The following is a 20,930-nucleotide window of genomic DNA, read 5'->3' as shown; positions in this document are numbered from 1 at the left end:
TCAGGCAGCCTTGGTGATGGTGACCTTGACGTGCTTCATCAGCGGCTGGTCGCTCTGGGCGCTGTAGTCGCCGATCGCGCACAGCACGTTCATCTCCGGCATGTATCCGGCCGCGCAGCCGCGCGGGATGTCGTACGGAACGGCGAGGTAGCCGTCGAGGTGCCGATGACTGCCGTCCTTGGCGGTGCTGGTGATGTCGACCGGGTCGAACTCGCGGACACCGCGCTCGCGCATGTCGTCCTCGTTCATGAAGACGAGCGTGCGCAGTCCCTTGACGCCCCGGTAGCGGTCGTCGTCGGAGTAGATGGTCGTGTTCCACTGGTCGTGGGAACGCATGGTCCCCAGCGCCAGGGTGCCCGGGGCCGGCACGACGTCGGGCAGCGGGGCGTCGGAGAACTCGGCGCGCCCCGAGGGGGTGAGGAAGACCAGTTCACGGGCGGGCTGCCTGATGCGGAAGCCGAGGGGCAGGCGCACCCTGCGGTTGCAGTCCTCGAAGCCGTCGAGGGTCCGGGCCATCGTGTCGCGGATGCGGTCGTAGTCCTCGACGTACCACTCCCACGGGGTGTCGCTCCCGGGGAGGGCGGCGCGGGCCAGGCCGGCGATGACGGCGGGCTCGGACAGCAGGTGCGGCGAGGCGGGACGCTTCATGCCGAGGGAAAGATGGACCATGCTCATCGAGTCCTCGACGGAGGTGCTCTGGAGGCCGCCGCGCTGCTGGTCCTTCTCGGTGCGGCCCAGACAGGGCAGGATGAGCGCCCGCCGGCCGTGGACGAGGTGGCTGCGGTTGAGCTTGGTGCTCACCTGCACGGTGAGTTCGCACCGGCGCAGGGCTTCGTAGGTGTACGGGGTGTCGGGCGCGGCGAGGGCGAAGTTGCCGCCCATGCCGACGAACACCTTGACGTCGCCGCGGTGCATGGCGTGGAAGGTGGCTTCGTTGCCGAGGCGGCCCGAGGTGTAGAACGACGCCTGGTTCGGGTCGTCCAGTTCCCGCAGGATCCGGCCGGCCAGCTCGAACGCGTCGGGCCAGGCGATCGGGACGTAGTGGTCGGACTCGGGGTCGTACGCCATCGGTTCGGTCAGCCGGCCCTGGTCCTCCAGGGCGAAGTCGCTCCAGCCGGAGAGTTCCGTGACCGTGTGGTCGGCGAAGAACTCGCGGCCCACCCGTTTGCGGGTCATCTCCCAGGTGACGTGCTTGATGCCGTTCTCGCAGATGTCCAGGTGCAGACCCTTGGTGTCGTCCGGCCACGCACACCCCGGGCAGTCGAAACCGGTGTTCTCGTGGTTCATCCGCATGATCGCCCGCGGCCCGTCGACGAGTGCGCGCTCACGCGTCAGCACACGGGTCACGCTCTTGGCGGCGCCCCAGCCGGCGGCCGGGTGGCGGTACGGATGGAAGCTCGGTTCTTCCGTGGGGACGGGGCCGACTCGGGGTTGCGGTCGCCCCTGGTCCTCGTGGGAGGCGTTCAAGGCACTCATCCCCTTCGACCGCCGAAGCCCGGCCCGGTGGTCGTCGCTCCTCCTCAGGCTATTCCGGTGGATCACCCGGCGCCACGGGACGGGCCCGCGGCGGGACCGACGCCTCGCGTCGGCGGTGCGGCCGGGCCCTGTGACGCCGTACCTCCTCCGTTAGGATGCGCAGAAATAAGGCTATTCACCCCATTTTCGCCCGCCCGCCCCGAGGAGCAGGAATGACCAGCGAACCCGCGCCGATCAGCGACGCCGGCCGGCGCGCCCTCGAACAGGAGCTCGCCGACGTCCGCGCGGAACGCGAGACGGTCGCGGCGACCCTGCGGGACCCCGACACGGTCGGTGACCGCGCCGACGAGGCCGACGAGTTGCAGCGGGCCAACCAACTCGACCGGCTCGACGCCCGCATCTCGGAGATCACCACGCGACTCGGCCAGGCGGCCGAGGCGGGCCGGCCCTCCACCGACCGGGTCGGGGTGGGCAGCACGGTCACCGTGCGCTTCGCCGACGGCTCGACGGAGACCTTCCAGATCGGCGAGCGGGCCGAGGCCTCGGACCAGACCCTGGTCACAGCCGACAGTCCGCTCGGGCGGGCACTCCTCGGCCGTCGCGCGGGCGACCCGGTGCACTACGACACGCCCGAGCGCAGGGTGTCGGCGGTGGTGGTGTCCCTCGGGACGCCTCCCGAGGGACGGGGATGATCTGCGGACCGCCGCGGGCCTGTCGGAGCTCTCACTCCTGGTAGCCGGTCGGCGGGAAGGGGGCACGTGTCTTGCGGGTGACCGTGCCCGTCGGGAGCTCACCCGTGCTCGCCCGGCGGTCGACCTCGGCCTGCACCTCCAGGTACGCGGCCTGCGGGGTCAGCGGGGTCGCGGTGGGCAGGGCCATCTCCCGGCGGTCGCGGTCCGCGCGCAGTTCGAGGGCGTCGAGGTCGGGCCGCAGGGGCATACCCCTGCTCCGGCTGTAGTCGGTGGCGCCTTCGACCGCCTGGTTGGACTTGTGGTGGTGTCCCATGTGTCCGTCCTCCTTCGGTGCGCACCCGAACGATCACCCGTGGGCAGGGACGACCCTGGGCACGGGCCGAACGCATGGTCGGCTCCTCGCGGAGCACCGCTTCCGCGAGGCGGGAACAGCGCTTCCGTTCCCTTGTCGCGCACCATGGAACGAGGGTAGTCGCGCAACCGCGGCGGCACGCGGCGGACGCCTCACGGGCCACGCGGCGGACACCTCACGGGGGAAGCCGCCCCTGGCGGAGCGTGACCCGTCCACGGCATCGGGTCACGGCCGCGCCGCGGCTCCCGGCCGTGCGCACGGGACCGTGGCGGGCCGGGTCCGCGCCGGCGTTCAGGCCGGGCGGGCGGGCAGGTCGTCGAGGAACGTGGCGGTCGGCACGTGGAACAGGGATCCGGTGACCGCGGTCGAGAAGTCCAGGATGCGGTCGTGCGTGGCCCGGCCGTCGCCGAGGAACATGTTCCGCAGCATCTGCTCGATCACGTCCGGTGTCCGCGCGTAGCCGATGAAGTAGGTGCCGAACTCACCCCTGCCGACCGTGCCGAACGGCATGTTCTCGCGAATGATCTTGCGCTCGGTGCCGTCCTCGTCGGTGACGGTGGTCAGGGCCACGTGGGAGTCGGCGGGTTTGACGTCGTCGGGGAGTTCGACGTTGGCCGACTTCGTGCGCCCGATGGCCCGCTCCTGCTCCTGTGCGGGCAGGGCGTTCCAGGCGGTCAGGTCGTGCAGGTACTTCTGCACGACCACATAGCCGCCCCCGGCGAAGCGGGGGTCCTCGTCGCCGATGAGGACCGCTTCGTCCGCGCGGCGCCCTTCGGGGTTCTCGCTGCCGTCCACGAAGCCGAGCAGGTCCCGCTCGTCGAAGTACCTGAAGGCCTGGACCTCGTCGACCACCGTGACCGCGTCCCGCAGCCGGTCCCCGATCAGCCGGGTCAGTTCGAAGCACAGGTCCATGCGGCGGGCGCGCAGATGGAAGAGGAGGTCGCCGGGGGTGGCCGGGGCGTGGTGGCGTTCGCCGGTCAACTCCACGAACGGGTGCAGGTCTTGTGGCCGGGGTCCGGCGAAGAGCCGGTCCCAGGCCGCCGATCCGATGCCGACCACGCAGTCGAGTTCGTCGTCGGGTGCGCGGAAGGAGACCGAGCGGCGCAGGCCGGACACGTCCTCCAGCAGTCCGCGGACCTGGTCCTCGCGCCCCGGCGTGACGGTGGCCACGAGCACGACGGCGGACCTGGCGGGCGGGGCGATCACACGCTGCGGCTCGACCACGGGCGGCCTCCTCATCGGATCCGGAACGGTCTGTCGCAGACGCGACGGTCCGTCGCTCCTCCCATCCTGCTGCGTCCCGGCCGAGGCGGCGCGAGGACCGCCGCCGACCGCACCACCGGCCGTACGGTCGGCAGTACGTGCGGGGCCCGGCCGTACGGCAGGCAGTCCGGTGCGGGGCCCGGCCGTGGGGCCGACGCGTACGGGCCCACGGGCGCCCGCGGCCCGCACGCACCCAGGGCCCGCGGGCGCCCGTACGCGCCGGGCGGACGCGGGCCCACCGGCCGGACGCCCGGCTCACCCGGCCGGCGTCCGCGGTGGCCCGGACGGTTGCGGCCCGCGGGCCTCGCGGGGGCCGTCGGCTGCGGCCGGTGCCGTATCGGTGATCCGCAGGTCCGCCTCGATCCGCGCCACGGTCGCCAGCAGCGGCGGCAGCAGGTCGCGGCGGACGGCGGCGACGGTGGTGCGGCCGGCGTGCACGGCGATGTTCACACCCGCGACGACCGTGCCGTCCCGGCCCCGCACCGGGACGGCCACGGACCGCAGCCCCTCCTCCAGCTCCTGGTCCACGAGGGCGTGGCCCTGCCGCCGTACCCGCCGCAGTTCGGCGCGCAGGGCGTCGGGGTCGACGATCGTGCGCGCGGTCAGCGGGCGCGGGCACGCCCGGTCGAGCCGGGCGTCGAGTTCCCCGTCCGGGGCATGGGCGAGGATCGCCCGGCCCACGGAGGTCACCAGCGCCGGGAACCGGGTGCCCACGGTGATCGACTCCGCCATGATGCGGCGGGTCGGGACCCGGGCGACGTACACGATGTCGTCGCCGTCGAGGAGGCACAGCGACGACGACTCCCCTACGTCCGCGACGAGTTGCTCCAGGTGCGGCCGGGCGACCTGCGGCAGGGTCAGGCCCGCCAGGTAGGCGTAACCGAGTTCCAGCACCCGGGGGGTGAGCCGGAAGAGGCGGCCGTCGCTGTGGACGTAGCCGAGGTCCACAAGGGTGAGCAACAGGCGCCGGACGGCCGCGCGGGGCAGTCCGCAGGCGCGGGCCACCTCGCTGAGGGTGCGCTCGGGCCGCTCGGCGTCGAAGGAGCGGATGACGGCCAGGCCCCGCTCGAAGGACCGTACGAAATGCGATGCACGGGCTGCCGTGGGCATCGTCGCCTCCCGGTGGTCGCACGGACGCGGTTCCTCACACGCTGAGGGCGCGATTCCATAACTGTCAACAATTTTGTCAGCCAAGGGCATTGACCCGGCCGGACGGCCGCACCTACGTTCCCGCTTGAGCCATCGAGCACTACTGTGCGGTCTGCGCACAGCCTGTCGGAACACCGTTGTCTGCACAGGAGGAGCCATGCGTCGTCTGCTCGCCGGTCTCGCGGCCGGCACCTTCTTGCTCGCCACCGCGGCCTGCGGCTCGTCCGGGGACTCCGGTACGTCGGACAAGTCCTCCGCGTCGGGCGGCACCACCACGGTCAAGCTGGGCCTCATCCCCATCGTCGACGTGGCGCCCGTCTACCTCGGCGTGAAGAAGGGCTTCTACGCCGGACACGGCCTGAAACTGTCCCTGACGACCGCGCAGGGCGGTGCGGCGATCGTGCCGGGCGTGGTCAGCGGCCAGTTCCAGTTCGGGTTCTCCAACATGACCTCGCTGATGATCGCCCAGTCCAACAGCGTCCCGGTGAAGGCCATCGCCAACGGCATCGCCTCGACGGGCGTGCAGGGCAAGGACTTCGGGGCCATCACCGTGAAGAAGGACAGTCCCCTGAAGTCCGCGAAGGACCTGGAGGGCAAGAAGGTCGCCATCAACACCCTGAAGAACATCAACGAGACCGCAGTGCGCGAGTCGGTGCGCAAGGCGGGCGGCGACCCGGACAAGGTGAAGTTCGTCGAGCTCGCCTTCGACCAGATGCCCGCCGCCCTCGACAGCGGCCAGATCGACGCCGCGATGGTCGTCGAACCGGCGCTCGCCACCGTCAAGAGCCAGGGCGGCGTGGAGATCGCCTCGCCCTTCATCGACGTCGCCCCGAACCTCACCGTCGCCATGTACTTCACCTCGACGCAGTACGCGCAGCAGAACCCGGAGGTGGTCAAGAAGTTCCAGGAGGCCACCGCCCAGTCCCTGGCCTACGCCGACTCCCACCCGGACGAGGTCCGGGACATCGTGACCACCTACACCAAGATCCCGGCCTCGGTGCTGGCCCAGGTCACCCTGCCGAAGTGGCCGGCCGCCGCCGACCGCGCCTCCATCGAGGCGCTGGAGAAGCTGGGTCAGCAGGACGGCCTGTTCAAGACGGCCCCCGACCTGGACAAGCTGCTGCCGTGAAAGGGCTGAACGCACTCCTCGGTGCGGCCGGCCTCGCCGCCTTCCTCGCCCTCGGGGAGGCGGTACCGCGGCTCGGCCTGGTCAAGGCCGCCTATTTCCCGCCCACCAGCCGCATCGCGGGCGCGTTCGCCGACGAACTCTCCGACGGGGCCTTCTGGAGCGCGCTCGGCGACACCCTCGCCGGCTGGGCGCTGGGCCTGGGGACGGCGGTGGGCGCGGGCATCGTGGTCGGAGTCGTCGTCTCGGTCGTCCCCCATCTGCGCGAGGCGACGGCGTCGACGATCGAGTTCCTGCGCCCGATCCCGTCCGTCGCGCTGATCCCGCTCGCCGTCCTGCTCTACGGCACCGAACTGCGCTCGGTGCTGCTGCTGGTCGTGTACGCCTCCTTCTGGCAGGTGCTGATCCAGGTCCTCTACGGGGTCCAGGACGTCGACCCGGTCGCGGAGGAGACGGCGCGGTCCTACGGCCTGGGCACCTGGGCACGGATCCGGCATGTGCTGTGGCCGACCGCGCTGCCGTACGTCATCACCGGCGTCCGGCTGGCCGCGGCGGTCGCGCTGATCCTCGCCATCACCGCCGAACTGGTCATCGGCGCACCGGGGTTGGGGTCGCGCATCGCGGTGGCGCAGACCTCGCAGGCGGTGCCCGAGATGTACGCGCTGATCGTGGTCACCGGACTGCTGGGGCTGCTGATCAACGTCGGCGCGCGGGCGGCGGAGCGCCGGGCGCTGGCCTGGCACCAGTCGGTGCGCGGGGAGGTGGCGGTGTGAGGTCCGTCCTGCTCAGGCTGGGGTTCGGGCTCGGGCTGCCGGCCGTGCTCGTCGCGCTGTGGTGGGCGGCGTCCGACGGCAGCACGAACGTCTACTGGCCGCCGCTGCGGACCATCCTGAAGACGTTCCCGGACGTGTGGACGGCCGACCGGCTGCGCTCGGACGTGCTGCCCAGCGTGGCCCGGCTGGCCGCCGGCTATGCGACGGCGGCCGTCGCCGGGATCGCGCTGGGCACGGTGATCGGCTCCTACCGGCGGGTGCGCGCGGTGTGCGAACCGGTCCTGGAGTTCCTGCGCGCGGTGCCGCCGCCCGTGCTCGTCCCGGTCATCATGCTGTTCGCGGGGATCGGCGACACCATGAAGATCGTGGTGATCGCGAGCGGCTGTGTGTGGCCGGTGCTGCTCAACACGGTGGAGGGCGTACGGGCGGTGGACCCGGTGATGGCGGAGACCGCCCGCTCCTACGGCATCGCCGGACCCGCCCGGCTGCGGCACCTGGTGCTGCGTTCGGCGAGTCCGCAGATCTTCGCGGGCCTGCGGCAGGCGCTGTCCATCGGCATCATCCTGATGGTCATCAGCGAGATGTTCGCGGCCAGCAACGGGCTCGGCTTCACCATCGTGCAGTTCCAACGGGGGTTCGCCATCCCCGACATGTGGACCGGGATCCTGGTGCTCGGTCTGCTCGGCTTCGTGCTGTCCGCGCTCTTCCAGGTGGTCGAGCGGCGGGTGCTCGCCTGGTACCACGGGCTGCGCGCCGCGACCCGGCGGTCCCCGTGAACTCCGTGAAAGGTCGGTCCATGCTCGACGTACGCGGCTTGCAGAAGGTCTACGAGGGTTCCGGGCGCCGGGTCGAGGCGGTGCGGGACCTGACCTTCACCGTGGAGGCCGGTGAACTCGTCTGTCTGGTCGGCCCGTCGGGGTGCGGCAAGACGACCCTGCTGAAGTGCATCGGCGGGCTGCTGACGCCGACCGCGGGCGAGGTACTGCTGGCGGGGAAGCGGGTGACCGGGCCGCCGCCCGGGATGGCGTTCGTCTTCCAGGAGTACGGGCGCAGCCTCTTCCCGTGGATGCGGGTCGCCCAGAACGTGGAACTCCCGCTGAAGCAGAAGAACTTGAGCAAGGAGCGGCGCAGGGAGCTGGTCGCCGACGCGCTGGGCTCGGTGGGTCTCGCGGACGCCGCCGGGGCCTACCCGTGGCAGCTTTCGGGAGGTATGCAGCAGCGGGTCGCGATCGCCCGCGCGCTGGCCTACGAGCCCGACGTGCTGCTGATGGACGAACCGTTCGCGGCCGTGGACGCCCAGACCCGAGCCGACCTGGAGGACCTGGTACGGGGGCTGTGGCGGGAGCGCGGGATCACCGTCCTGTTCGTCACCCACGACATCGACGAGGCGGTCTATCTCGGCGAGCGGGTGGTGGTGCTGTCCGCCTCCCCCACCGTCGTCCAGGAGCAGCTGAAGGTCGACCTGCCGCTCGAACGCGACCAGTTGACCACCCGGGTGGCCCCGCGCTTCGCCGAGCTGCGCACCCATGTCTATGCGCAGATCCAGGCGGCGAAGCGCGGGGGCCCTCAGGACGCGGTGGGGGTGGACATGGTCAAGACAGATACGCCTCCACCTCACTGAACTGGCCCGCCGGCCAGCCGGTGTTGGCGGTGACGCTCAGCCGCAGCCAGCGCAGGCTCGTACCGGCGGGCAGGGTGACGGTGGCCGTGTTGCCGGTCGCCGGGTCGAAGCGGTAGCCCTGTGAGCCGACGACGGTGGAGTACGCCGATCCGTCCGCGCTGCCCAGCACGGACAGGGTCTGGGTACGGGCGCCCCAGGCCGCGGAGGGCGGCAGCTTGAGCACCAGCCTGCGCACGGCCTGCGCCGAGCCGAGGTCGACGGTCCAGGACTGCGGGAAGGCGTAGTTGGTCGATTCCCAGTAGCTGTTCGCGTCGCCGTCGACCGCCTTGCCGGGGGTGTAGACGTCCTGCGATCCGGTGGCGGTGGCGGGGCGCCCCTTGGCGAGGTTGCGGGTGGGGTCCGGGTCGGGGTTGCCCTGGCCTGGCTGCGGCCAGGTCGAGCAGTCCGACCATGTGGTGCTCCAGCCGGAGTTGCCGCCGCCGTCGGTGAGGACGAAGCTGCCCGAGCCGTTGGGGTAGGGGCAGTTGTAGACACCGGCGGCGCCCACGCCGGTCGCGGTGACGTTGCGCAGGGCGGCCGCGCCCTGCGCCTCGGCCTGCACCACGACCGTCCCGGTGTTGCGTACGGTCGCCCCGGTCACGTTGACGTTCCGGACCGGGTAGCCCTGCCCGCCGCCGGAGACGAACTCGAAGGCGCTGTAGGGGCTGTCGCTGATCGTGGTGTCGGTGATGTTCACGGTGGCGTTGATGGCGCTGTCGTAGGAGTCGACCCGCAGGGCGCCCATCGGATGGTTCCAGTTGGGGTTCAACGCCCCTGTGCGCACCAGGGTGTTGCCGTCGACCGTGATGGTGCCGGCCAGCGGGGAGAAGGGGTCGAGGAACTTCTGGTTGGAGATCGCGATGCCGCTGCCGAGGGCGTTGGTGTCGGAGACCAGGTTGTTGCGCACCGCGATGTCGGTGCCGCCGTAGATCGCGATGCCGTTGGCGAGGTTCGGCTGCGAGATCGTGTTGTTGTCGAAGCTGCTGCCGCTGTCCGGGCCGTTCAGGGACCACATGGCGAGGGAGTCGTCGCCCTGGTTGCGCAGGAAGTTGTTGCGCACGCGCACGCCGTGGGCGTTGCCGTTGAGGTTGAGGCCGTCGGCGGTGGTGTCGAGGATGCGGTTGTTCTCGACGACGAGGTTGTCGTTGTTGCCCATCAGCCAGAAGCCGCACTTCAGATGCTGGATCCACATGCCGGACACCGAACTGTTGGGCCCGAGGGTGCCGTTGACGAAGTTGTCCGGGTTGGAGTCGACGCGTTCGGTGACCTCGCCGATGACCGCGAAGTCCTTGATGCGGACGTTCCCGGCGGAGCCTGACTGGTCGATGAACCGGGAGGTGTGCACGACCGAGTACCAGTTGCCGGCGCCCTGGAGCGTGACGTTCTGCACCCCGTTCAGGGAGGAGGTGAGGCGGTAGTCGCCCGGCGGGATCCAGACCACTCCGCCCTGGGCGGCCGCGATGGCGTCCCGGAAGGCCTGGGTGGAGTCGCCGTTGCCGCTGGGGTCGGCGCCCTTGGAGGTGACGGACACCGAGCCTGCGGGCTGAGTGGCGGCCGCGGCGACCTGCTCGAAGTCGGCGACGTCCACGGTGACCTGGGTGCCGGTCGAGACGAAGGCGACCTTGTCCCCGGCCCGGACGTTCTGTCCGAGCGTCAGCCGGGCGTTGTCGAAGAAGTGGTGGGTCTTCGCGCCCGCGATCCAGCCGGTGTCGACGTAGGAGTACTTGGAGGTCACGGCCAGCGTCTTCGCCAGCCGGGTGCCGTTGACGTACACGTCGAGGGTGCCGGACTGGCCTTCCGGGACGCTGTAGGAGACGTTCACGGCGTTGGCCGCGGCGGGGACGGTGAACTCCACGCGCTGTCCGGAGGTGATCCGGACCGCCTGGCGGCCGGAGGCCTCCGAGGCGAGGGTGCCCTGGGTGTGGTCCGGGCCGATCCGGGTGCCGGTGGTGGTCGCCGACTCCGCCTCGACGGAGGTGAACGGGAGGGTGGCGCCCGCGGCCGCGTGGGCGGTGGGGGCCACGGCGACGAGCAGGCCCGCGGCGAGGGCGACGGCCGCCCCGATGGCTGGCATGTGCCTGACATGCCTGATGCTGCTCTGCATGTGCTGATCCCTTCATCGTGGGGGTGGGTGCGGGGACAGCGATGCGCTCGGGCCGCGCGCGGTGCGGGAGCAGGGCGCTCCGGCACCGCGCGGCACCCGGGCAGGATGCTGAGGCGGTGCTGCGGCGGCTCAGCGGCGCAGCCAGGCCGCCGTGTCCTGCGGGAGCCGGCCCCGGTCGTCCAACGGGGAGCTGGTGAGCAGGAGTTCGGTGTGGGCGGGCAGCTCGACGGGGTCGGCGCCCAGGTTCACGACACAGGTCGCGCCGTCCGCCCGGGAGAAGGCGAGGACGTCCTCGGGAGCGTCCAGCCAGGTCAGCGGGCCGTCGCCGAGTACCGGACGCAGGGCGAGGGCCCGACGGTAGAGGGCCAGCATGGAGTGCGGGTCGTCCTGCTGCCGGTCGACCGCGTACGAGGCCCAGTCCGCGGGCTGCGGCAGCCAGGGCTCGGCGTCGGCGGCGGACCCGAAGCCCGCGTGCGGCGCGTCGGCCGCCCAGGGCAGCGGCACCCGGCAGCCGTCGCGGCCCGGGTCGGCCCCGCCGGAGCGGAAGTGCATCGGGTCCTGGATCCGGCCGACCGGGATGTCGGCCTCCGGCAGGCCCAGTTCCTCGCCCTGGTAGAGGTAGACCGCGCCGGGCAGGGCCAGCGACAGCAGGGCGGCGGCGCGGGCCCGGCGGACGCCCAGGGCCAGGTCTGTCGGGGTGCCGAAGGCCTTGGCGGCGAAGTCGAACCCGGTGTCCTCACGGCCGTACCGGGTGACCGTGCGGGTCACGTCGTGGTTGCACAGCACCCAGGTGGCGGGGGCGCCGACGGGCGCGTGCTCGGCCAGGGTGGTGTCGATCGACGTCCGCAGCCGGCCGGCCTCCCAGGGGCAGGACAGGAAGGAGAAGTTGAAGGCGGTGTGCAGTTCGTCCGAGCGCAGATAGCGGGCGAAGCGTTCCGGGTCGGGCAGCCAGACCTCGCCCACGAACACCCCGTCGTAGGCGTCGGCGACCGTACGCCAGGAGCGGTAGACGTCGTGGAGTTCGTCGCGGTCGACATAGGGCAGCGGGCCGCCGCCCCCGTCGAGGTCGGGCAGCTCCGGGTCCTTGGCGAGCAGGGCGGCGGAGTCGATGCGCACGCCCGCGACGCCCCGCTCGAACCAGAAGCGCAGGATGTCCTCGTGCTCCTGGCGGACCGCCGGGTGGGCCCAGTTGAGGTCGGGCTGTTCGGGCGTGAACAGGTGCAGGTACCAGTCGCCGTCGGGCAGCCGGGTCCACACCGGCTCGGTGGAGCCGACGAACTGGGACGGCCAGTTGTTGGGCGGCAGTTCACCGTCCGGGCCGCGTCCGGGGCGGAAGTGGAACAGCTCGCGTTCGGGGCTGCCGGGGCCGGCCGCCAACGCAGCCCGGAACCAGGGGTGCTGGTCGGAGACGTGGTTGGGCACGATGTCGACGATGGTGCGGATGCCCAGCTCGCGCGCCTCGGCGATGAGTTTCTCGGCCTCGGCCAGCGTGCCGAAGGCGGGGTCGACGGCCCGGTAGTCGGCGACGTCGTAGCCGCCGTCCTTCATGGGTGAGAGGTACCAGGGGTTGAACCACAGTGCGTCGACCCCGAGTTCGGCGAGGTACGGCAGCCGGGCGCGGACCCCCGCGAGGTCACCGGTGCCGTCGCCGTCGCCGTCGGCGAAGCTGCGGACGTACACCTGGTAGATGACGGCGCGGCGCCACCAGTCGGTGTCCCGGCTGCGGGCAGGGAGGGGCTGTCCCACGGTGCGTGCCTTTCTGTCGGGGGGAGGGCGTCAGCCCTTGGTGCTGCCCGCGCTGATGCCGGCGATGATGTGCCGCTGGAAGACCAGGAACAGGGCGACCATCGGGATGCTGGCGATCACCATCGCGGCGATCAGCACGGTCAGCTGGATGTTCTGCGAGAGCTGGACGAGCGCCACGCTGATCGGCTGGCGGTCGGTGTCGGAGAAGACCATCAGCGGCCACAGGAAGTCCTGCCAGACGGCGACCAGCGCGAAGATCGACACCACGCCCAGCACCGGCCGGGACATCGGCAGCACGATCGACCACAGGGTGCGCAGCTTGCCCGCGCCGTCGATCTCGGCGGCCTCCAGGACGTCGCGCGGGAGCTGGTCGAAGAACCGCTTGAGCAGATACAGGTTGAAGGCGTTGGCGACGGCCGGCAGCCAGATGCCCAGCGGGTCGTTGAGCAGGCTGGTGTGGATCAGCGGCAGGTCGGCGACGGTCAGGTACTTCGGCACGACCAGCGCCTGGGCCGGGACCATGAGGGTGGCGAGGATGCCGCCGAGGATCACCTTGCCGAACGCGGGCCGCAGCCGGGACAGGGCGTAGGCAGCCGCCGTGCACAGCACCAGCTGGAACAGCCAGGCGCCGGCCGCCTGGACCACGGTGTTCCACAGGTGCTGCGGGAGCTGCATCAGGTCCCAGGCGTCGGTGTAGCCGCTGAGGTGCCAGTGCTTCGGGACCAGGGTCGGCGGGGTCTGCGCCACCTCGTCCGGTGACTTCGCCGCGCCGGTCACCATCCAGTAGACGGGGAACAGGAAGGCGAGCGTGAAGAGCACGACGACGCCGGTGAACACGCTCCAGTAGACGGCCCGGCCGCGGGGGCGGGCCAGCGTCGCCGGGGAGACCAGGGTACGGACGTCGCTCATGCGCCCTCCTCGGTGGAGCGGGTGAGCCGCAGGTAGAGGGCGGAGAACACGCCCAGGACCAGCAGCAGCATGACGCTGAGGGCGCAGGCGCCGCCGAAGTCGTTGTAGAGGAAGGCGTACTTGTAGATCAGGTACAGGACGGTCACCGTGGCGTTCTCCGGTCCGCCGCCGGTGATGACGAACGGCTCGGTGAACACCTGCATGGTGGCGATGATCTGAAGGAGCATCAGCATAAGGATGACGAAACTGGTCTGCGGGATCGTCACATGGCGGACGCGCTGGAGGAGGTTCGCGCCGTCGAGTTCGGCGGCCTCGTACAGCTCGCCCGGGATCGACTGGAGCGCGGCCAGGTAGATGAGGACGGTGCCGCCCATGTTGGCCCAGGTGGCGACGAGGACGAGGGAGACCAGGGCGGTGTCGGCGCCGTTGGACCAGTTCGAGGTGGGCAGGTGCAGAAAGCGCAGCGCCTCGTTGGCCAGGCCGGTTCCGGGGTCGTAGAACCACTTCCACAACAGGGCGCTGACCACCGGCGGGATCATCACCGGCAGGTAGACCGCGACCCGGAAGAACGCCTTCGCGTGCCGCAGTTCGTTGAGGACGAGCGCGAGGACGAAGGGGACGGCGAAGCCGATCAGCAGGGCGAGCAGGGTGAAGGTGAGGGTGTTGCGCCAGGCGGCGGTGAACTCGGGGTCGTGCAGTACGCGGGTGAAGTTGGCGGTGCCGACCCACTCCGGCGGGGAGCCTGGCGTGTACTTCTGGAAGGCGATCACGACGGCACGGATCGCCGGGTACCAGGAGAAGAGGGCGAAGCAGACGAGTCCGCCGACGAGGAAGGCGTAGGCGCGGGCCTGGTCGGCGAGGCGGCGCCGCCTCCGGTCCCGGACCGGGGGCGGCGTGCGCACCGGGCGGACGGCGATCGCCTCGGGGGCGGTCGGCCGTGCTGCCGTGGTCTTGGTCATGTCCGGTCAGCCTCGGGCCAGGATGCCGTCGATCTTGCCGGAGGCGTCCTCGAGGAGCTGGTCGATGTCCGCGTCCTTCTTGGTGAGGACGGCCGAGACGACACCGTCGAGGACGGAGTAGATCTGCTGGGCGTCGGGCGGCTCGATCTTCATCTTCAGGCTCTGGTTGCCGTCGAGGAAGGCCTGGTAGTTCTCCACCGGCACATTGGCGTTGGCCTTCTTGACCTGCTGGTCCTTGACGTCGGCGGCGCCGGTGAACAGGCGCGGCTCGGGCAGGCCGACCGGGGCGTCGTGCTGCTTGGCGCGGGCGTAGTCGCCGAGGAAGCCGGCTCCGGGGGTGAGGAACATGTGGTCCAGCCACTTCAGGCCGGCCCGGATCTGGGCGGGTGAGTCCTTCTTGCTGAACATGTAGCCGTCGCCGCCGATCAGGGTGCCCTGGCCGCCGGGCATGGGGGCGAGGGCCAGGTCCTTGTAGTTCCCGCCCTTCTCCTTCACCAGGATCGGGATGTTGTCGGGCGCGGAGAGGTACATGCCGAGCTTGCCGGAGCCCATGAGCTGCTGGACGTCGTTGATGACCAGCAACTGCTTGCTGCCCATCGAGTTGTCGCTCCAGCGCATGTCGTGCAGGTTCTGCAGGACGGCGTGGCCCTGCGGGGTGTCCACGGTGGCCTTCTTGCCGTCGGCGCCGACCACGTCGCCGCCCTGGGAGTAGAGCTCGGCGGTGAAGTGCCAGCCGCCCTGGTTCTGGGCGCTGTAGTCGGCGTAGCCGACGGTGCCGTTGCCGAGGGCGGCGATCTTCTTGGCGTCGGCGCGGACCTCGTCCCAGGTGGCCGGGGGCTTGTCGGGGTCGAGTCCGGCCTTCTGGAAGAGCGCGCGGTTGTAGATCAGGCCCATCGAGTAGCCGGTGCGCGGGATGCCGTAGATCTTGCCGTCGACGGTGTAGATGTCGCGCAGCTGCTGCTGGATGGTGTCGTAGCTCTTCAGGTCCTTGACGTACGGGGTGAGATCGGCTGCCTGGTTGATGTCGACGACGTGCTTGGCGTCGGTGAAGTACGTGTAGAACACGTCCTCCATCTGACCGCCGGCGAGTTTGGCGTCGAAGGTCTTCGGGTCCTGGCAGGGGAACGCGTCGTGCGTGACGACGTCGATGTCGGGGTTCTTCTTCTCGAAGGCGGCCGTGTCCGCCTCGAAGAACGACCGGTCGACCTTGGCGCTCTTGGGCGGCATGCAGTTGACCGTGATGCGGGTCTTGCCGCTTGCCGAGTCGTCGTCGTTCGACCCGCAGGCGGTGAGGGCAAGGGAGCAGACGCTGAGCGCGACGAAGGTACGACGGAACCCGGTGCGTGTCATGGGTGGACCCCTCATGGCAGGAGCAGGAAAACCCCACGGCGATGCGTGACGCACACCGCCGTGCTGGCGTCGCACACTCAAGCACCGGTGACATCCGCCCGCAAGATGTCACGCAGAATCTGTAATTATTTGACAGCGACGCGGTTCTTCTCGATCTCAGCCCCGGGGTGCTTGCGCGGTCGACCCCCGTACCACCAGCTCCGGCTCGAACAGCAGCTCCTCGGCCGGTACGGAGCCGCCGCCGATCTGCGTGTTCAGCAGCTCCACCGCCGCCCGGCCCATCGCCTCGATGGGCTGCCGGACGGTGGTCAGGGGCGGCTCGGTGCAGTTCATGAAGGCCGAGTCGTCGTAGCCGACCACGGAGATCTGCGAGGGGACATGCAGTCCCTTGCGGCGCGCGGCCCGCACCGCGCCGAGCGCGAGGGGGTCGCTGGCGCAGACGATGCCGGTCACCCCGCGCTCGATCAGCCTGGTCGCGGCGGCCTGGCCGCCCTCCAGGGAGAACATGGCGCGCGCGACATGCTCGTCGGGCAGGTCGCCGAGCGCGCGGGCGGCGGCCAGCTTGCGGGCCGAGGGGATGTGGTCCCGCGGCCCCAGCACCAGCCCGATCCGCTCGTGCCCCAGCGAGGCCAGGTGCCGCCAGGCCTGCTCGACGGCCACGGCGTCGTCGCAGGAGACGCCCGGGAAGCCGAGGTGCTCGATGGCCGCGTTGACCAGCACCACCGGGATGTTGCGGTCGGCGAGCAGCCGGTAGTGGTCGTGGGGCGCGTCGGCCTGCGCGTACAGACCGCCGGCGAAGACCACGCCGGAGACCTGCTGTTGCAGCAGCAGCGTGACGTAGTCGGCCTCGGAGACCCCGCCCTTGGTCTGGGTGCACAGCACGGGCGTCAGACCGAGCTGGGCCAGCGCGCCGCCGATCACCTCCGCGAACGCCGGGAAGATCGGGTTCTGCAGCTCGGGCAGCACGAGGCCGACGAGCCGGGCGCGCTCCCCGCGCAGCTGGGTGGGCCGCTCGTAGCCGAGCACGTCCAGGGCGGACAGCACGGCCTGCCGGGTGGGCTCGGACACCCCGGGCTTGCCGTTGAGCACCCGGCTGACCGTGGCCTCGCTGACCCCGACCTTCTTCGCCACTTCAGCAAGTCGTCGCGTCATGAGCGCAAGAATAGCGCAAGTCATGCAAGTCGCTTGCGTAATGTGCGCCCGCCTTGGAGATCGCCGGTCGTCGCGGGGACTGCGGGTCGCAAGCCCATGAGAGGTGGCCGGCGCGCGGGTCGCCCGGGGTCGCACGCGGGGCTCTTGCGCACGACGCTCGCACAGGCGTCTGCACGGTGCTCGCGCAGGGTCCCGTACGGCGCTCCCGCGCAGGGGTCCGGCGCGGCGCCCGCGCGGCGCTCGCGCAGGGACCCTGCCGAGGCCGGCGCGGCCCGGGCGGGCCCGCGGTCCGCACCGGCGTCGCGCGGTCCGCGGGCGCGCGGGAAGCTCACTGACCGAAGCGCCGTCGGCGACCTGAACGCCGGCGGTGCCCGGTCAGAACTCGGGGGACGGCACCACGGTGAGATGGGCCGCGGCGCGACGGGCCCGCCCTGGTGCCGCGGCGGTGCGACGGCTCTCCCTCAGGACCATGGTCAGGCGGCTGTAACCCATGCCGTGGAGGCTCTTGGGGGTCTCGCAGACGATGCGGCAGTCGGTGGCACCCCAGCGGGGGTCGGGGTGCAGCAGCGGACGGACCGCGCCGTCGTGCTCGAGCGCGCCCTCGCCCACCGCGCGGATCCAGTGCGGCAGGCCCTGCCGGTAGGCGGCGTCCATGATCGGGTCCTGGGCGATGTCCCAGCGGATCGCCTGGAGCGCGAGGTCATGGCCGTGCCGCTGCACCGCGGCGTCGAAGTGCGCCAGCATCGGCAGGCACCAGCTCGACTCGTGGTCGCCGAGGACCGTACCCGCGTCCGGATGGAACAGCACGAACCGGAGGAAGTTGTCGCCCGGCATCGCCGTCGGATGCGGGCCGACCTCGTCGAAAAGTGACTCGAAAGCGGTGTTGGCCAGCACCACGTCCCAGGCGTGGTCGACGACGAAGGAGGGAAAGGGCGTCGACTCCAGAAGCACGGCGTAGTCCTGGAGGTACGCCCGCGCCTCGGGACTCTCGGGGACGGGCCGCGGTGCCGACCGCTGCCCTCCTGCCTGATACGCCATCGGGAGGTCACCCCTCTTGCCTCTGCGGCCTTCACGCGGCGTCCCGATCCTGCTGCCCCGACGCGAGGCGTGTCAACTATCGTGGCATTTCATGCTCGTTGACGGCTGAAATTGGCCACAGTTGTGGCGAGACCTGGATGTGAGTTCGAGCGACCGGCTAATCTCCGGGCAGTTCACGGCGACGGCCGGGAGGGGCGCGAAACCCGTGAAGGGTCTGTGAGAGACGTAGGAGATCTGTCGGTGGCGGATGGCTTCGAGGTTCCGGACGCCGCGGCGACGTCTGTGCTGCCGGCCGTCGTCGCCCGTGTCACCGCGCTCGCCGACCGCCTCGGCGTGGCGCCCGCGGAGGTCTTCCACACCGGCCGCCTCTCGGTGGCCTCCGGCGTTCCCGAGGTCGTGGTCAAGGCGCTGCTGAGCGGCCGGCCCGCGGGCGAGCCGGATGTGCAGGCGCGTTTCCTGCAACGCCTGGACCTGCTGCGCCGCACCCGGCTCAAGCCCAACGGCCGCAGATACACCCAGCAGGAGATAGCCGACGGCGCGGGCATGTCACGTCAGCAGGCGGGCGCCCTCATCAACGGCGACCGGCGCCCCACGATGGAGCACTGCGACGCCCTTCAGCGCTTCTTCCGCGTGCACGCGGGCTTCCTCACGGCCGAGGACCCCGAGGCCCTCACGGGCGCGCTCCAGCACACCGAGCAGGACCTCCTGCAGCAGCTCGCCGACCGGGAGCGGAAGGCCGCGGCCGCCGCCGAGGACCCGCTGGAACGGCTGTTGCAGGACCACGGCGTCCGCGGCATCGCCTGGCGGGCCGCTCAACTGCCCTCCGACCAGCACCGCGACAAGGTCGCCGAATGGCTGGACATGCTCCTGGAGAGCGTCAAGCGGCCCGAGTCGTGATCCGGGGGAGAACTGTGGGCATCGCGAGGGACATGCGCCGGCTGTGCGGCGAACTGGTCGCGGAGCTGTCGCCCAGCGCGCCGTTGGCGCCCGCCGACCTCTACTCCGCGCTCTGCGAGGCGATGAGCAGACGGCGCGGTCGTCCGGTGCGTTTCCGTACGGCCGCCTTCCCGGCCGGGACGGCGAGCGGGCTGTGGGTGGACATGGCCGACCAGGACCTCGTGGTCGTCGAGGAACGCACCGCCCCCGACCACCAGTTGGTGATCCTGGGCCACGAGCTGTGGCACATGCAGGCCGGCCACCACGGCCATCACGTCGACGGCACGGTGGTCGCGGCGCGGCTGCTCGGCGACGGCGTCGACCTCCAGGCGGTCGTCCGCAAGGTCGCCGCGCGCACTCGCTTCGACCAGGCCGAGGAGCGGGACGCCGAGGCCTTCGGCCTGCTGCTCGCCAGCAAGTGCCGTACCTGGCTGGCTGGTTCGGCACTGCGCGGGCCGGTGCCGCGGGACCATCTGGCCGGCCGGATCGAGGCGTCGCTCGGGTATCTGGGACCCCAGGGCTGAACCGGCCCGGTGCCGAACGGCCCGCTCGGATCGGCTCGTGCCGAGCTTCCTCAGGTCGCGCCGCGCCATCTCAGGCGGCGCTGCGCTCCCTCAGGTCGCACTGCGCTCGCTCGCCTCGCGCAGGTTGCGGGCCGTCGCGTGGGCGGCCTCGGGTCCGTCCGGGTGCGGGACGGGCCGTCCCTCGACCAGCAGTTCCCGCCAGCGCTCCCGGCTCCAGTGCGCCGGGGTGGTCGTCCGGGTGAAGTCCTCGACCAGCGCGAGGAAGCGCGCCGGGTCGGCGTGGAACGGGAAGTGGCCGGCGCCCTCGAAGACCTCCAACCGGCTGCCCGGCATCGCCCGGTGGGCGCCGTGGGCGTGCCGGACCGGCACCACGCTGTCCCGGTCGCCCCACAGCAGCATCGTCGGCATGCCCTCGGTCAGATAGCAGCGGTCGAGCATGGTCACCACCTGGCCGCGCCAGTCGACGACCGCGCGCAGGGTGCGGATGAAGGCGTTGCGCGCGGTGTCGTCGGGCAGGCTGTCCACCACGGTGAGCAGGTCGGGGGCGTCCTGGGCCAGGTCGATGTCGAGCAGCTTCATCACACGGAGCGCGAGCCCCAGGTTCAGGCGCATCCCGGGCAGCCGCAGCGTGGAGAGCATCAGATCGGCGCCGGGCAGCGAGACCAGTCGCAGCAGGGGGTTGACCTCGCGGCCCACCCCGCCGGCGCTGACCAGGATGAGCCGCTCGGTGCGCTCGGGGAACTGGTAGGCGAACTGCATCGCCACTCCCCCGCCGAACGAGTGGCCGACCAGGGTGGCCGACTCGATGCCGAGGGTGGTCAGCAGATCGCGTACGCCGTTGGCGTAGGCGGCGACCGAGTAGTCGGCGCGCGGCTTGTCGGAGGCGCCGTGACCGAGCAGGTCGGGGGCGAGCACAGTGTGGGTGCGGGCGAGGTCGGGGATCAGCCCGGCCCAGGTGGCGGAGGAGTCGCCGATGCCGTGGACGAGGACCAGCGCGGGTCCCTCGCCGGCCATGCGGAAGGCCCGCCGGTAACCATGGACCACCCGGTACTGCAACTCCAGCTCCGTGGCACCCACCGAGCGCAGTCGTGCGGTGCCCGCCGAACGCGGCCGGGACGCTTCGGCCATACGCCCACCTCCTCGTTCTCCCGGCGGCCCACCGCTGGCGGGCCGCTCCGCCGGAAACCCCCGGTCCACCGCGGCCAGGCCCTCCCGGGCCCTTCATCCCAGCGTAGGGCGGTCGATCGTCCTGGCATTTCGGGGAGGTTTCCCCGCCGCTAAGAGCTCCGGACAGAAGTGGGGTCCGATCAGCGGGCGGTGTCCGGTGCGTGCGATCACAAGGCGCCGGAAGGTCCTTGTAGCGGAGCTACCAGGGCCTTTCGGCAACGCGGCTGGGGTCCCCTCTCTGGGGGAGCGCGTGCCGGGCGCCGCCCGCAGGGCCCCACTTCTGTCCGGAGCTCTAAACCCGGCCCCGATACGGCCGGGGACGACGGTCCGGACGAGCCGGACGAGCCGGTACGAGCCGGATGAGCCGGATGAGCCGGTACGAGCCGGATGAGCCGGATGAGCCGGACGAGGTGGGCAAGAGCCCGACAGAGTGGGCCCGGCGGTCCGCAAGGGGTGGGGTCACGGCCCGGCAGCGGCCGGATTGTCAGTGGTGGGCGGCAAGCTGGTGGGGCGCCGCTGCTCGGGCGGGCGCACGCGCCTCGGGGGCGCGGGAG

General features: G+C 71.3%; 19 protein-coding genes. 7 read left to right on the top strand and 12 right to left on the bottom strand.

What is annotated here, in order from left to right:
- The gene (locus tag ACWC24_RS26440) at positions 1–1,467 is read right to left on the bottom strand and encodes a molybdopterin dinucleotide binding domain-containing protein (protein ID WP_450665360.1); all 1,467 of its coding nucleotides are present in this window, start codon (positions 1,465–1,467) and stop codon (positions 1–3) included.
- 221 nt (positions 1,468–1,688) lie between these two features.
- Between ACWC24_RS26440 and ACWC24_RS26435 the strand changes: the two genes are divergently transcribed.
- Positions 1,689–2,168, top strand: coding sequence for a GreA/GreB family elongation factor (locus ACWC24_RS26435; protein ID WP_450665359.1), 480 nt, complete (start codon positions 1,689–1,691; stop codon positions 2,166–2,168).
- Between the two features lie 31 nt (positions 2,169–2,199).
- Here ACWC24_RS26435 and ACWC24_RS26430 read toward each other — a convergent pair whose 3' ends face one another.
- From ACWC24_RS26430 to ACWC24_RS26420, 3 genes are all read right to left on the bottom strand, one after another.
- Complete coding sequence (locus ACWC24_RS26430) at positions 2,200–2,481, bottom strand: hypothetical protein (RefSeq protein ID WP_450665358.1); 282 nt, start codon at positions 2,479–2,481, stop codon at positions 2,200–2,202.
- A 330-nt stretch (positions 2,482–2,811) separates the two neighbouring features.
- On the bottom strand, positions 2,812–3,744 hold the full coding sequence (locus tag ACWC24_RS26425) for a Dyp-type peroxidase (protein ID WP_450665357.1): 933 nt from the start codon (positions 3,742–3,744) through the stop codon (positions 2,812–2,814).
- Between the two features lie 294 nt (positions 3,745–4,038).
- On the bottom strand, positions 4,039–4,893 hold the full coding sequence (locus ACWC24_RS26420) for an IclR family transcriptional regulator domain-containing protein (protein ID WP_450665356.1): 855 nt from the start codon (positions 4,891–4,893) through the stop codon (positions 4,039–4,041).
- A 196-nt stretch (positions 4,894–5,089) separates the two neighbouring features.
- On the opposite strand from ACWC24_RS26420, the gene ACWC24_RS26415 reads away from it, so the two are divergent.
- The 4 genes from ACWC24_RS26415 to ACWC24_RS26400 are packed head-to-tail and all read left to right on the top strand — an operon-like array spanning position 5,090 to position 8,452.
- Positions 5,090–6,061: an ABC transporter substrate-binding protein gene (locus ACWC24_RS26415; RefSeq protein ID WP_450665355.1), complete on the top strand. Its 972-nt coding sequence runs from the start codon at positions 5,090–5,092 to the stop codon at positions 6,059–6,061.
- Entirely contained in the window at positions 6,058–6,831 is a 774-nt protein-coding gene (locus ACWC24_RS26410) for an ABC transporter permease (RefSeq protein ID WP_450665354.1), read from the top strand. The genes ACWC24_RS26415 and ACWC24_RS26410 overlap by 4 nt, the downstream gene beginning before the upstream one ends.
- Positions 6,828–7,607: an ABC transporter permease gene (locus ACWC24_RS26405; protein ID WP_450665353.1), complete on the top strand. Its 780-nt coding sequence runs from the start codon at positions 6,828–6,830 to the stop codon at positions 7,605–7,607. Before ACWC24_RS26410 ends, ACWC24_RS26405 begins: the two co-directional genes overlap by 4 nt.
- A 20-nt stretch (positions 7,608–7,627) precedes the next feature.
- Entirely contained in the window at positions 7,628–8,452 is an 825-nt protein-coding gene (locus ACWC24_RS26400) for an ABC transporter ATP-binding protein (RefSeq protein ID WP_450665352.1), read from the top strand.
- On the opposite strand, the gene ACWC24_RS26395 is transcribed toward ACWC24_RS26400, so the two are convergent.
- The 7 genes from ACWC24_RS26395 to ACWC24_RS26365 form a co-directional block, all read right to left on the bottom strand.
- Complete coding sequence (locus tag ACWC24_RS26395) at positions 8,424–10,595, bottom strand: discoidin domain-containing protein (protein ID WP_450665351.1); 2,172 nt, start codon at positions 10,593–10,595, stop codon at positions 8,424–8,426. The two genes, ACWC24_RS26400 and ACWC24_RS26395, sit on opposite strands and share 29 nt — an antisense overlap.
- A 129-nt stretch (positions 10,596–10,724) precedes the next feature.
- Positions 10,725–12,341, bottom strand: a complete 1,617-nt coding sequence (locus tag ACWC24_RS26390) for a glycoside hydrolase family 13 protein (protein WP_450665350.1) — start codon at positions 12,339–12,341, stop codon at positions 10,725–10,727.
- A gap of 30 nt (positions 12,342–12,371) precedes the next feature.
- Positions 12,372–13,250: a carbohydrate ABC transporter permease gene (locus ACWC24_RS26385; RefSeq protein WP_450665349.1), complete on the bottom strand. Its 879-nt coding sequence runs from the start codon at positions 13,248–13,250 to the stop codon at positions 12,372–12,374.
- On the bottom strand, positions 13,247–14,209 hold the full coding sequence (locus ACWC24_RS26380) for a carbohydrate ABC transporter permease (RefSeq protein WP_450665348.1): 963 nt from the start codon (positions 14,207–14,209) through the stop codon (positions 13,247–13,249). The genes ACWC24_RS26385 and ACWC24_RS26380 overlap by 4 nt, the downstream gene beginning before the upstream one ends.
- A gap of 6 nt (positions 14,210–14,215) precedes the next feature.
- Positions 14,216–15,559, bottom strand: a complete 1,344-nt coding sequence (locus ACWC24_RS26375) for an ABC transporter substrate-binding protein (protein WP_450665347.1) — start codon at positions 15,557–15,559, stop codon at positions 14,216–14,218.
- A 156-nt stretch (positions 15,560–15,715) separates the two neighbouring features.
- A complete protein-coding gene (locus tag ACWC24_RS26370; protein ID WP_450665346.1) occupies positions 15,716–16,711 on the bottom strand; it encodes a LacI family DNA-binding transcriptional regulator in 996 nt (331 codons plus the stop codon).
- A 375-nt stretch (positions 16,712–17,086) separates the two neighbouring features.
- Positions 17,087–17,749: an MmyB family transcriptional regulator gene (locus ACWC24_RS26365; RefSeq protein WP_450665345.1), complete on the bottom strand. Its 663-nt coding sequence runs from the start codon at positions 17,747–17,749 to the stop codon at positions 17,087–17,089.
- Positions 17,750–17,989: 240 nt separating this feature from the next.
- Here ACWC24_RS26365 and ACWC24_RS26360 point away from each other — a divergent pair, with 240 nt between their 5' ends.
- Entirely contained in the window at positions 17,990–18,646 is a 657-nt protein-coding gene (locus tag ACWC24_RS26360; protein WP_450665344.1) for a helix-turn-helix domain-containing protein, read from the top strand.
- A 32-nt stretch (positions 18,647–18,678) separates the two neighbouring features.
- Positions 18,679–19,209 (top strand): toxin-antitoxin system, toxin component, encoded by a 531-nt coding sequence (locus ACWC24_RS26355; RefSeq protein ID WP_450665436.1) that lies wholly within the window; start codon positions 18,679–18,681, stop codon positions 19,207–19,209.
- A gap of 90 nt (positions 19,210–19,299) precedes the next feature.
- Here the strand turns inward: ACWC24_RS26355 and ACWC24_RS26350 are convergent, their stop codons facing one another.
- Entirely contained in the window at positions 19,300–20,337 is a 1,038-nt protein-coding gene (locus ACWC24_RS26350; RefSeq protein ID WP_450665343.1) for an alpha/beta fold hydrolase, read from the bottom strand.
- Between the last annotated feature and the right edge of the window lie 593 nt (positions 20,338–20,930).

This window comes from Streptomyces sp. NPDC001443, from assembly GCF_053597355.1.
Note: the sequence above shows the minus strand (reverse complement) of the source record. Positions and strands in the feature narration are given on the sequence as shown.